At 45.7% G+C, this 12,582-nt stretch carries 14 protein-coding genes; 4 read left to right on the top strand and 10 right to left on the bottom strand.

From position 1 onward, the window contains the following. Positions 1-3: 3 nt before the first annotated feature. From ACHBID_RS06520 to xseA, 5 genes are read right to left on the bottom strand one after another with little or no spacing between them, the layout of a single operon-like run. Complete coding sequence (locus ACHBID_RS06520; protein WP_105111911.1) at positions 4-429, bottom strand: arginine repressor; 426 nt, start codon at positions 427-429, stop codon at positions 4-6. Next, positions 422-1,243, bottom strand: a complete 822-nt coding sequence (locus ACHBID_RS06515; RefSeq protein WP_172009233.1) for a TlyA family rRNA (cytidine-2'-O)-methyltransferase — start codon at positions 1,241-1,243, stop codon at positions 422-424. The genes ACHBID_RS06520 and ACHBID_RS06515 overlap by 8 nt, the downstream gene beginning before the upstream one ends. Next, positions 1,236-2,108, bottom strand: coding sequence for a polyprenyl synthetase family protein (locus ACHBID_RS06510; protein ID WP_105123504.1), 873 nt, complete (start codon positions 2,106-2,108; stop codon positions 1,236-1,238). Before ACHBID_RS06510 ends, ACHBID_RS06515 begins: the two co-directional genes overlap by 8 nt. Before the next feature lie 2 nt (positions 2,109-2,110). Beyond that, complete coding sequence (locus ACHBID_RS06505; protein ID WP_105123503.1) at positions 2,111-2,326, bottom strand: exodeoxyribonuclease VII small subunit; 216 nt, start codon at positions 2,324-2,326, stop codon at positions 2,111-2,113. Beyond that, on the bottom strand, positions 2,301-3,644 hold the full coding sequence (gene xseA / locus ACHBID_RS06500; protein ID WP_394731906.1) for an exodeoxyribonuclease VII large subunit: 1,344 nt from the start codon (positions 3,642-3,644) through the stop codon (positions 2,301-2,303). The genes ACHBID_RS06505 and xseA overlap by 26 nt, the downstream gene beginning before the upstream one ends. Positions 3,645-3,788: 144 nt before the next feature. Between xseA and ACHBID_RS06495 the strand changes: the two genes are divergently transcribed. After that, the gene (locus tag ACHBID_RS06495) at positions 3,789-4,712 is read left to right on the top strand and encodes a neutral zinc metallopeptidase (protein WP_394731907.1); all 924 of its coding nucleotides are present in this window, start codon (positions 3,789-3,791) and stop codon (positions 4,710-4,712) included. A gap of 408 nt (positions 4,713-5,120) precedes the next feature. On the opposite strand, the gene ACHBID_RS06490 is transcribed toward ACHBID_RS06495, so the two are convergent. The 4 genes from ACHBID_RS06490 to ACHBID_RS06475 form a co-directional block, all read right to left on the bottom strand. Next, positions 5,121-5,966, bottom strand: coding sequence for a bifunctional methylenetetrahydrofolate dehydrogenase/methenyltetrahydrofolate cyclohydrolase (locus ACHBID_RS06490; protein WP_394731908.1), 846 nt, complete (start codon positions 5,964-5,966; stop codon positions 5,121-5,123). A 114-nt stretch (positions 5,967-6,080) separates the two neighbouring features. Continuing rightward, complete coding sequence (locus ACHBID_RS06485; RefSeq protein WP_105110193.1) at positions 6,081-6,815, bottom strand: amino acid ABC transporter ATP-binding protein; 735 nt, start codon at positions 6,813-6,815, stop codon at positions 6,081-6,083. Between the two features lies 1 nt (position 6,816). After that, positions 6,817-7,497 carry an amino acid ABC transporter permease gene (locus ACHBID_RS06480; protein WP_105110194.1) on the bottom strand — a complete coding sequence of 227 codons (681 nt, stop codon included), beginning with the start codon at positions 7,495-7,497 and terminating at the stop codon, positions 6,817-6,819. A gap of 127 nt (positions 7,498-7,624) precedes the next feature. Beyond that, a complete protein-coding gene (locus ACHBID_RS06475; protein ID WP_105123499.1) occupies positions 7,625-7,855 on the bottom strand; it encodes a DUF1797 family protein in 231 nt (76 codons plus the stop codon). A gap of 223 nt (positions 7,856-8,078) precedes the next feature. Here ACHBID_RS06475 and ACHBID_RS06470 point away from each other — a divergent pair, with 223 nt between their 5' ends. Then, positions 8,079-10,331, top strand: coding sequence for an ATP-dependent Clp protease ATP-binding subunit (locus ACHBID_RS06470; protein ID WP_105160867.1), 2,253 nt, complete (start codon positions 8,079-8,081; stop codon positions 10,329-10,331). Between the two features lie 169 nt (positions 10,332-10,500). Here ACHBID_RS06470 and ACHBID_RS06465 read toward each other — a convergent pair whose 3' ends face one another. Beyond that, positions 10,501-11,499 (bottom strand): MBL fold metallo-hydrolase, encoded by a 999-nt coding sequence (locus ACHBID_RS06465; RefSeq protein ID WP_105110197.1) that lies wholly within the window; start codon positions 11,497-11,499, stop codon positions 10,501-10,503. A gap of 156 nt (positions 11,500-11,655) precedes the next feature. Here ACHBID_RS06465 and ACHBID_RS06460 point away from each other — a divergent pair, with 156 nt between their 5' ends. Further along, positions 11,656-12,111 (top strand): NUDIX hydrolase, encoded by a 456-nt coding sequence (locus tag ACHBID_RS06460; protein WP_105123497.1) that lies wholly within the window; start codon positions 11,656-11,658, stop codon positions 12,109-12,111. 62 nt (positions 12,112-12,173) lie between these two features. Continuing rightward, positions 12,174-12,482, top strand: a complete 309-nt coding sequence (locus ACHBID_RS06455) for a DUF1827 family protein (RefSeq protein ID WP_105110199.1) — start codon at positions 12,174-12,176, stop codon at positions 12,480-12,482. Positions 12,483-12,582: the final 100 nt, after the last annotated feature.

Below are 12,582 nucleotides of genomic sequence, written 5' to 3'. Positions count from 1 at the left end.
CCCTTACCACCCTTTAACCATGCGCTCCAACTGAAGCAGTTTTTCCTGGTCCTTCAAGATTAAAAAGATACTATCGTCGTCCGCAATGATGGTGAACAGCTGGTCCTCAAATTGTTCCACAATCTGACGTTTGACAACAATGGCACTTCCAGGCACCAGTTTGATATTGACCATGTTACCCGAATGTGAAAAATCAAGGATATTTTTCGAGCGGACCTTTGCCAGGCCCACCTTAGGCAGACCGTAAATATAGCCCTTGTCAGCTGCTGGCACCTTGATGATACCCAACTCCTTGATATCCCGGGAAACCGTCGCCTGGGTTGCATGGACCCCCATAGCCTCCAAGCGTTCCACAATCTCTTCCTGGGTATCGATCGGATAGCGGACCACCAAATCTTTTATTACTTCTAAGCGTTCTCGTTTATTCATCTTTCTTAAATTCCTCGTGTGCTTGCTCAACCAAGTTACCAATCTGACCCACAACCATATTTTCTGGCTGGTCAGATTTTTCCAAATGAGCCAAAAATTCAATATTGCCCTGACCGCCCTGAACCGGAGAAAAGCTGAGCGCCTTAACGGTAAAGCCAGTCTCCACTGCCATCTTGGTCACGTCCTGCAAAACTTTGACATGAACCTGCTTGTCTTTAACGATACCATTTTTACCAATCTGCTCCCGTCCCGCTTCAAACTGAGGCTTGACCAGGGCTACGACCTGACCGCCGTCTGCCAAAATATTATGCAGGGCTGGCAAGATCAGACTGAGCGAAATAAAGCTGACATCAATAGAGGCAAAACTTGGCTGTCCCTGGTCAAAATCAACCAGTTCAGCATAGCGGAAATTGTACTGCTCCATGGAAATTACACGCTCATCTTGCCGAAGTTTCCAAGCCAATTGATTGGTCCCAACGTCCACGGCGTAAACCAGCTTGGCGCCAGACTGGAGCATGACATCCGTAAAGCCGCCTGTGGAAGCACCAATATCAATGGTCGTCTGCCCTTCAACAGAAATTCCAAAGACCTGCAAGGCCTTCTCTAATTTGAGGCCACCACGGCTGACATATTTTAATTTCTCACCCTTGAGCTTAAGCTCGGTCCCTTCATCGATTTTCTCGCCCGGCTTGTCATAGCGCTCGCCATTGATGACATTGACCACCAGGCCCGCCATGACGCCTCGCTTGGCCTGCTCCCTAGTCTCAAAAAGCCCCTGCTTGTAGGCTAGCACATCTACTCGTTCTTTACTCATTGATTCGTAAACTTTCTAAAATCTTAATGATATTGTCAGACTTGAAATCATAATCCTGAGTCAATTCCTCAAGAATTTTTATAGACTTATCCAAGGCTTCCTCAAGAAGACTCTTAGATTCATCTAAGCCCAACAAAGCTGGAAAAGTTGCTTTCTCAGCCACAAGATCCTTATTAGGCGTTTTCCCTAATTCTTCAAAACTTGCTGTCACATCCAAAATATCATCCCGAATCTGAAATGCATACCCAATCAGCGAGCCCAATTGCCACAATCTCCCTTGGACATATTCTGACTGCTCTGCGATAATACCAGCTGCATAGAAAGGATAAGTCAGGAGACGACCAGTTTTATTCTCATGAATCTTGAAGAGTTCCGTAGCCTCCGGCATCTGCCCCTCCCCTTTCATATCCAACATCTGTCCCCCAACCATACCAAATGTGCCTGAGGAAGTGGCTAGGAACTGAACTAACTGAACAATAATGGGTGATGGTAAGTCGGCACGGGCTACCAAATCAAAGGCATCCAGAAAAAGGCTATCCCCCGCCAAAATAGCTGTAGCTTCGTCAAACTGTTTGTGGTTTGTCAACCGACCTCGACGGTAATCATCGTTGTCCATGGCAGGTAAATCATCATGGATAAGACTTCCCGTGTGAATCATTTCCAAAGCAGCAGCAATTTGATAGTGGGCTTCTGTCACTGTCTTGCCAAATCCCTCCAAAACCTCCAGCAGGATGAGGGGACGAAGGCGTTTCCCTCCTGCTTCTATTGAGTAGAGAATTGACTCAATCAACTCTTCCGAAACACAGGTGTGGGTATTTCTGTAGTAGTTTTCAATGGTTGAGCCTATGAGATTAAATTTATCCATACCTAAACCATCTCACTTTCACTACCATCTGCCTGCATGACCTTAACCAGAGTCTTTTCTGCATCAGCCAAGGTTTTCTGCAAGTCCTTGGACAGGACCATACCCTTTTGGAACTCAGCCAGAGCCTCTTCTAAGGCTACATCTCCCTGCTCCAAGCGGGTCACAATTCCCTCAAGTTCTGCTAAATTTTCTTCAAATGTTTTCATTTTTTTGGACATCCTTTACCTCCACATCCACACGACCATCCTTCATGACAATGGTCAACTGCTCATCTTTTTCAATCTTTTCTACGCTATCAATGACCCGACCAGCCTGCTCCAGAATGGCATAACCGCGCGCCACGATGCGGCTGGTATCCAGCATGGTCATGGCCTCTATCAGCTTGTCAGCCTTGGCCATTTTATTGTCATAAATGTTGGCCATATTGCTCTTGAGCAAGCGTTGCAACTGGCTGACCTGCTCCTGATAACGGCTGACTTTCTGGAGCAATTGCAAGCCCTGTAGGCGTTGCTGGAGCAGGACACTGGCCTGCTTGTTATCCCCGAAAATCTCTTTCATCCTAGTCTGTAGCTGGCTGGTCAACCGGTCTAATTTTTGCACATAGCCATCATACAGCCGTTCTGGCTGCCTGAAAATAACCGACTGACTGATTTTGTCCAGCTGGCTTTGCCGAAACTTAATCCGATTGGTCATAGCCTGGTAGGCACGGTTTTCCTGCTGGTTCAAATAGCCTAAGAGGTCCGCCTTGGTCACCGGTGTCGCCAATTCTGCTGCTGCCGTCGGGGTCGCTGCCCGTCTGTCTGCCACAAAATCCGCCAAGGTCGTGTCCGTCTCATGGCCCACACTAGAAATAATCGGAATTCGCGATTCAAAAATGGCTCGAACCACCATTTCCTCGTTGAATGCCCAAAGGTCCTCAATAGACCCACCACCACGACCGACAATTAAGACATCCAAATCCTCCCTGCTATTTGCTTTCTGGATATTGGCAGCTACTTCCTGAGCCGCGCCCTCACCCTGCACTTTGGTCGGGTAGAGAACAATTTCCACACCAGGAAAACGCCGACTGACTGTCGTGATAATGTCCTGAATGACCGCGCCGCTTGGACTGGTAATGACACCAATTTTCTGGGTAAAGCGAGGCACTTGCTGCTTAAATTCCTGCTTGAACAAGCCTTCTGCAGTCAAGGACTGCTTGAGTTGCTCAAACTTGATCGCCAAGGCTCCGATGCCGTCTGGCTCAGCTTTTTCAATGACGATCGAATAGGATCCACTTGGCTCATAGAGCTGGACCCGACCAATCGCATTGATTTTCATACCTTCTTCCAGCTCAAAGCCCAGATTTTTGTAAATACCTGCCCACATGGTCGCCTGGATAACTGCCTTGTCATCCTTGAGGGAAAAATACTGGTGGGTCGGACGCTTGCGGAAATTGGATACCTGTCCTGTCAAATAAACCTTTTCTAGATAGGGATCACGGTCAAATTTTAATTTTAAATACTTGGTTAAATGACTAACCGACAAATAGTCAACCATGTCAGCTCCTTCTGTCTATATCTCTTTCATTATACCAAAAATCGCAAGATTATTCAGAATTAGAGAATAAATTTGTAATTGCTTTCTTGTGCCTTTTTAGGAATTTTACTATATAATATACTTGAACAAACTTAGGAGTTTTATATGAAGTTAGACAATCAACAACAAAGTAAAAATATAGAGGACAGACGTGGTCAGTCCAACGGTGGCTCCTTCTTTCCTGGAGGAACCAGTCGAAGTGGAACTTCCGGTGGTGGCATGCTCTTAGGGCTACTCTTTTCACGACTAGGATGGAAGGGAAAAATCATCCTCTTCCTAGTCCTCATACTCTTTGGTGGTAGTTCAGGACTGGGAGGTCTATTGGGCGGTTCATCTGGAGTAAATCCCTATCAATCCGCTCAGGTATCAACTGCAGGAACTGAGGTCTCCGATGAGGATGCTGTCTTTATGAGTAAGGTCCTAGCCTCTACAGAAGATTTCTGGACCCAGGAATTTGACAAAAACGGCATGACCTACAAGGCTCCAACTCTGGTCTTCTACACTGACCAAACCAGCACAGGATGTGGAATGGGATCAGCCCAAGCCGGTCCCTTCTACTGTTCTGCTGACCGAAAAATTTATATCGATACCTCTTTCTATCAAGAATTAGGTAACCGCTACAAGGCTAAAGGTGACTTTGCCATGGCCTACGTCATTGCCCACGAAGTTGGTCACCATGTTCAAAACGAGCTAGAGGTCCTCGGTGCCTACCATAAGGAGCGCGCCCGTCTGTCTGACAAGGAAGGAAACGCCCTCAATGTTCGTCTGGAACTGCAGGCAGACTACTATGCTGGTGCTTGGGCCAAATTTGTCGATGGCCAAGGCATGCTAGATGCTGGTGACATCGACGAGGCCATGCAGGCAGCCCATGCAGTAGGTGACGATACCCTGCAAAAAGAAGCCTACGGCCGGACTGTCCCAGACAGTTTCACTCACGGTACATCCGAACAGCGCAAACGCTGGTTTGACCGTGGTTATACCTACGGAGACCTGGCACATGCTGACAGTTTCTCTGTTCCAAATCCATAAGATGTTAAGGTTGGGCATAAAGTCCAACCTATGGCTATTTGATTAGCAAAAACATATTGACGCAGGGGTTGATTGGCAGTTTCGTTCGCGTTTAACGCTCCGAATCAGTCCTAACCAATTGTGCGGGGGCGGGAAGACGAACTCTCTTTTCATTAGTCGAGTTCTTTCCCGCTCCCTTTTTTGTGACAGAAAAGGCGCCGACCTCAGTCGACACCTAAAGGAGATTAGGAAAAATCAAGAAAACCACTGTAAGCATTCTTGAATCCTGGGGTAAAAGGGTGTTCCCATTACTAGGAACACCTTCATTGTAAACTTTTACATATAAATTATAATCAGTCTAGAGACTGAATTTATAAAAATGTATATTAACCAGTAATAAAAGAGCAGAATAACCTGCCCTTCCATCTTCTATAATGACCGCTTAAAAGCCTCGAAAGTCTGCTCCATCAGCATGGTAATGGTCATCGGACCGACACCACCTGGAACAGGGGTGATATGACTAGCAAGTTTGGCAACTTCATCATACTTGACATCGCCAATCAGCTTGCCATTTTCATCACGGTTCATCCCCACATCAATGACAACTGCACCTGGTTTGACAAATTCCTTGGTGACAAAATCTCCACGGCCGATAGCTACCACCAAAATATCCGCCTGACGAGCCAAGTCTGGCAAGTTTTTGGTCCGAGAATGGGCAATGGTCACAGTCGCATTGGCATCCAAGAGGAGCTGGGCCATGGGCTTACCAACAATATTTGAACGGCCAATGACTAGAGCTGATTTACCTTCCAAGTCAATCTGGTATTCCTTAAACATCTCCATAATTCCAGCAGGAGTTGAAGGAATCATGACTGCATGACCAGACCAGAGTTTCCCCATATTGGTCGGATGGAACCCATCCACATCCTTGTCAGGATCAATAGCCAAGAGCACCTTTTCTTCATCAATATGAACAGGTAGAGGCAGTTGGACCAGGATACCGTGCCAATTCTCATCTTGATTGTACTTGTCAATCAGGTCCAATAATTCATTCTCTGAGATAGACTCTGGAAGGCGAACAACGTCACTCTTAAAACCAGCAGCCAAAGCCGAACGTTCCTTGTTTCGTACATAGACCTGGCTGGCAGGATCTTCACCAACCAAAATGACCACAAGACCTGGAACCAAGCCTGTCTTTTCTTTCATTTCTGCAACCTTGTCTGCCAGGGCCGTCTGCAATTTCGCCGCCAGGGCTTTACCATCAATAATTGTCATGCCAACTCCTTATTGTTTTCTTTCATTATACAAAAAACAGGGACAATTTCCCAACCTGCTCTGCTATTTTTCAAAAAAATAAGAAAAACCCCGAACAATGCCGGAGTTACTGGTCTATAGTACCTTAGATAAAAAGTCCTTGGTTCGCTCTTCCTTGGTCTGGTCAAAGACTGCTTCAGGACTGCCCATCTCAACGATATAGCCCCCATCCATGAAGATAACTCGGTCTGCGACCTCCTTGGCAAAGCCCATTTCATGGGTCACGATAACCATGGTCATCCCAGCTTTGGCTAAATCCTTCATAACCGCCAATACCTCTCCAACCATTTCAGGGTCAAGGGCAGATGTCGGCTCATCAAAGAGGAGCACATCTGGGTCCATAGCCAGACCACGCGCAATGGCAATCCGCTGTTGCTGACCACCTGAGAGACTTTGTGGATAGGCCTGGGCCTTGTCTGGCAAACCAACCTTTTCTAACAATTCCAAGGCTTTTTTCTCAGCCTCTGCCTTGGCAATCCCCTTGGTCTTAATGGGCGAAAGGGTGATATTTTCCAGAACAGTCATATTGGGAAATAGATTAAACTGCTGGAAGACCATGCCCATCTTCTCTCGCATCTTGAAAATATCGTTGGACTTATCCGTAATATCCACGCCCTCAAAGGTCACCGTCCCCTTGGTTGGTACCTCAAGTAGGTTCATGGTCCGCAAGAAAGTCGATTTCCCAGATCCTGACGGTCCGATAATAACCACTACCTCTCCCTGCTCCACATCCAAGTCAATTCCTTTCAGAACTTCATTTTCCCCGAAATACTTGTGTAAATCTCTAATTGAAATAATTGTTTCCGCCATCTTAATGGCCTCCCTTGTTCATTTTCTTCTCAAAATGCTGGATGACAAGCGTCAGCAAGCTGGTCAAAATCAAGTAATAAAATGCTGCAAAAATCAGTGGCTCCAAAGGAATATAGGTCGTAGACGAAACCGTCGTCGCCCCATTCCAAAGCTCCATAACCCCAATCGTAGACAGGAGTGAGCTATCTTTGACAATGGTCACAAATTCATTTCCCAAGGCTGGAAGGATATTCTTAATGGCCTGTGGCATGATGACATAACGCATAGCCTGCTTTGGTCTAATCCCTAGAGAATAGGCCGCCTCCAGCTGCCCTTTAGGAACCGCGTTGATCCCTGCCCGGACCACCTCTGACACATAGGCACCTGAGTTCATAGATAGGATAATAATACCTGGCAAAAGACGGGTCAAGTCAACAGACAAAATCCCCAACTGGAAGGTCGGTGCCGCAATGTGTGTCATGGTAAAACCAATCATAATCTGCACCACCATTGGCGTACCACGGAAAATCCATACATAGATATTGGCAAACCAAGCCAAGATTTTATACTTGCTCCGCTGGGCAAAGGCTAACAAGACACCGATGATGCTCCCGAAAAGCACGACAAAACTGGCAATGATGAGAGTTACCAAGGCTCCATAATTAAAATAAGCAATATAATCATTCAAAAAAGAAAAATTCATTTCATCCACTACTCCATTTTTTCATATACTCACTACTATACCACGTCGTGAATAAATATGCAACATCCCTGTCTAAAATATTCATCATTTAAACTAAAAAGCACCCGAAGGTGCATTCTACTACTTATTAGTACAACAATTCGTAGATTTCCATTGCAATCAAGTCGATGCTGTCAAACGTATAGGTTTCACGAGCAGCAACATCACGCAAGGTATATACTGAACCATTTTCTTCATCGTAGCTGTAGGCAACTTCAGCAACGACAACACCTTCACGCTCAAAATTACGCTTGAGGGTACCACCATCACCCGCCATCGCTTCCAGACGATTGATGATTCTCACTAAGTGTGATTCCATAATCTTTCTCCTCTTCTTAGTATAGGTATATTTTACCACAAAGTAACTGAAAAGTCTCTTTTTTACACGTTTTTGTTGCATATACTCTCACATTTTTCTGCAAATAGACTAGCACATAGCAATTTCTTGATTTTTTCCTAAAACTTGTTATAATTAAATTACATTTGACCTTTATTGACCATTTGAACAAAGGTCACATTTTTTCAAAGAAAGAGGTAGAATTATGCTCTGCAAAAACTGTAACATCAATGACGCAACCATCCATCTCTACACCAACCTCAACGGCAAACAACAGCAGGTCGACCTCTGCCACAACTGCTACCAAATCATGAAGACTGACCCCAACAACGCCATTCTCCGTGGCCTAGGCGACTTCAACCCTAACAACATGGATCCCTTCAGTGAATTTTTCAATCATTTGGGAGGATACCCTGACAACACACCAGCTGGACGTGACCGCAACCAGACACCTCCGACCCAGTCTGGAGGAGGGAACCGAGGCGGCGGCCGCTCCAATCAGCCTGGCGGAGGTATCCCGCAAGCACCGCAACAGCCAAACGGCCTCTTGGAAGAATTTGGTATTAACGTGACCGAGATTGCTCGCCGTGGAGATATTGACCCGGTTATCGGACGCGACCAAGAAATCACTCGCGTAATTGAGATTCTCAACCGCCGGACCAAGAACAACCCCGTCCTCATCGGTGAGCCCGGTGTTGGTAAAACGGCCGTTGTCGAAGGTCTGGCCCAGAAAATCGTAGACGGAGATGTCCCACATAAACTCCAAAATAAGGAAGTTATCCGCCTAGACGTTGTTAGCTTAGTGCAAGGAACAGGTATCCGTGGACAATTTGAAGAACGCATGCAAAAACTAATGGAGGAAATTCGCAACCGTAAGGAAGTCATCCTCTTTATCGACGAAATCCATGAAATTGTCGGAGCAGGTTCTGCTGGCGACGGCAACATGGATGCCGGCAACATTCTCAAACCAGCTCTTGCCCGTGGCGAAATGCAACTGGTCGGAGCAACCACCCTCAATGAATATCGTATTATCGAGAAGGACGCCGCCTTGGAACGCCGCATGCAACCTGTCAAGGTTGAGGAGCCAAGCGTCGAAGAGACCATTACCATTCTCAAGGGCATCCAGGCTAAGTACCAGGACTACCACCACGTTAAGTATTCAGATCAGGCTATTGAAGCTGCAGCTGTCCTTTCCAACCGCTACATCCAGGACCGATTCCTGCCTGACAAGGCCATTGACCTCTTGGATGAGGCGGGTTCCAAGATGAACCTGACTCTCAATTTCATTGATCCGAAAGAGATTGACCAACGCCTGATCGATGCTGAAAATCGCAAAGCCCAGGCTACTCGTGATGAAGACTACGAAAAAGCTGCTTACTTCCGCGACCAGATTGCCAAATACAAGGAAATGCAGCAGGCGACTATCAGTGAAGAGGACATTCCACTCATTACTGAGAAGGAAATCGAGGCCATTATCGAGCAGAAAACCAATATTCCTGTCGGCGATTTGAAGGAGAAAGAACAATCTCAACTCATCAACCTAGCTAGCGACCTCAAGGCTCATGTGATTGGCCAAGACGATGCCGTGGATAAGATTGCCAAGGCCATTCGTCGCAATCGCGTCGGATTGGGTGCGCCCAACCGTCCAATCGGTTCCTTCCTTTTCGTTGGTCCAACAGGTGTCGGTAAGACCGAGCTTTCTAAACAGCTGGCCATCGAGCTCTTCGGCTCAGCTGACAGTATGATTCGCTTTGATATGTCTGAGTACATGGAAAAACACGCCGTTGCCAAATTGGTCGGTGCACCTCCAGGCTATGTCGGCTATGAAGAGGCCGGGCAATTAACTGAGAAAGTGCGCCGCAATCCCTACTCGCTCATTCTCCTGGATGAGGTAGAAAAGGCCCATCCAGATGTCATGCACATGTTCTTGCAGGTCCTGGATGACGGTCGCTTGACAGACGGGCAAGGTCGGACTGTTTCCTTCAAAGATACTATCATTATCATGACCTCCAATGCCGGTACTGGTAAGGTTGAGGCCTCTGTCGGTTTCGGTGCTGCTATGGAAGGGCGGGCTCAATCAGTCCTCGGTCAGCTTGGTAACTTCTTCAGCCCAGAATTTATGAACCGTTTCGACGGTATCATCGAATTCCAGCCGCTTAGTAAGGATAATCTGCTTGAAATTGTCAGCCTCATGCTGGAAGATGTCAACAAGCGCTTGTTTGCCAACGGCATCAGCCTCCATGTGACAGACAAGGTCAAGGAAAAATTGGTCGACCTGGGCTATGATCCAAAAATGGGTGCCCGTCCGCTCCGACGAACCATTCAAGACCAGATTGAAGATGCTATCACGGACTTCTATCTGGAAAATCCAACGGAGAAAAATCTCCGCGCTGTCATGTCCAGCAAGGGAGACATTCAGATTAAGGCGCAAACCGTCGCCAAAGTCAAAGAAGTCTAAAGGGATACTCAGTCTAGTTTCATCTATAAAAAGAAAACAGAGCCTGTTTCAAACGAACAGGTTCTGTTTTTGAAAGAGAAAAAACTAAATCATCGCGAACATCGAGATGATCGCAAGAGCGCCTATTTGCAACCAATCATCCTTGCCCGCCCTATAACTGATGAAGAAATCAATCAACAGGAGTGATGTTGGAACGCAATTTGACAAACTGTGCAACGCCATCTTCTATAGTCATAGTTAGATGTTCCGTATGCACCAAATAATCTAGGTGGGCCATGGTCTCACCGCTAGCAAACCATTTCTGAGCCTTTGGAAAGGCCTCCCAACTATCAGCCTTAATGCGCCAACTAATCCGTGCCGATACATCCCTGACAGTGACCTTTTCACCCTCCGAAATGCTATCTAAAATTTCCTGTAAACGTTCAAAATGATGGGTTTCTAAAACTCCAATCCGCTCCAAATGATTTTCAATAGGCTTACGATGGCCAGGCAAGATTAAACGCAGCGGTGTTCGTCTTAATTTATCCAGGGTTGCTAGATAGGTTCCTAGGATATTGGGATAATCCCATCCCCAAAAGGTAATATTAGGAGTAATCGGATCCAGAACCGTATCTCCGCCAATTAAGAGCTGTTTCTGACGGTCCAATAAACCGATGTGCCCTGGTGTATGGCCTTGGAGATTTATAATTTCAAATTTAAAGCCTCCAACCTTGAAATACTTGCCAATCTCAAGGATATCAAAAGGGACCTGACTAGGTAGATGAAACTTGAAACCAGGGTTGTCCTCCACAGCCATCTCATCCCTGGAGATACCATATAGCTGACGATAATCATTCATCCTGTCCCAATAAGGACCCGTTGCCATCTCATTCATCAAAATCCCATCCACACGACCAGCATAAATTTTAGCGCCAGCCTGATAAAACCTTGTCGCTAGCCCTGTGTGATCTGCATGGAGATGGGTCAAAACCAGGTCAACATCCTTCATTTCCAATCCTAATTCAGCCAATCCTGCTAACATAGCTTCAAAAGATTCTGGATGATTGTAGCCCGTGTCAATCAAGACCGACCTTTCCGGACTTTTTATCACGTAAACATGGATTTCTCTCAATGGACTATTGGGCAATACAATGGGAAAAGTATAAATATTTGGATAGATTTCCTTCATGAGCCCCTCCTTTTGTAATCGTTTTCCATAATCTAAGTATAGCACATTATAGAGCCTTGAAATTATTACACTTGATAACATCTTCCATAAGGAAAAATAATGAAAAAATGGTATAATGTTAACAATTCAAGCTCTTAAACATTAAGCGAGGAAAATATGGAACAGATTGCAGTATTTGGAGAAAAACAAGCAGGAGTCGACTATCAATTACGCCAGGGAGTCTATGCTGTTATTCCAAATGAAGAAAATGATAAGATTATCCTGGTTCAAGCACCAAATGGCGCCTGGTTTTTACCGGGTGGAGAAATTGAAAAAGGCGAAAACCAGCTCATTGCCCTGGAAAGAGAATTGATGGAAGAACTGGGATTTACAGCTGAAATTGGGCATTATTATGGTCAGGCGGATGAATATTTTTATTCCAGCCATCGAGATACTCACTTCCACAACCCTGCCTACATCTACCAGGTTAAAAGCTATCATCAAATCGGACAACCACTAGAAGATTTTAATCATCTTGCCTGGTTTCCCATCCAAGAAGCCCTTGAAAAATTAAAACGAGGTAGCCATAAATGGGGCGTGCAACAATGGATTTTAGATCAAAAAACACTATAAAAGACTAGTCAAATCTTGCTGATAGTGCTATAATGAAGCCATAGAGTTAGAGGAGGTTTTGCATGAAAATTATAAATACAACCAATAGCCATAGCCAGTTGGTTCAAAATCAACTTGCCAATACGGATGCATTTTTGGTAGAGACTTATTCTGCGGGAAATACTGATGTTATCTTCACTCAGGCTCCCCGCCACTACGAACTCCTCATCAGCAATAAATACCGCTCTGTCCAACAGTCAGAAATTGAAAAAATCCGTGATTTTTTCCTTCATCGCAAGATTGATGAACGGAAGATAAACAAAGCAGCCATCCGCACAATCCACACAGATAAATTGATTGAGATGTCCTTCCCAATCGTCAGCGAAATCTAAGAAACCAGAACGGTTTCTTTTTTTTCGCACATTGTCAAGTCAAGTGCAACAAGTTCATTGATAACTAGAGATCCAGAGGTTAAGCTGTCTGGGCTAGCCC

The organism is Streptococcus sp. A25 (assembly GCF_043674095.1).
GTDB lineage: Bacteria > Bacillota > Bacilli > Lactobacillales > Streptococcaceae > Streptococcus > Streptococcus suis_V.
Note: the sequence above shows the minus strand (reverse complement) of the source record. Positions and strands in the feature narration are given on the sequence as shown.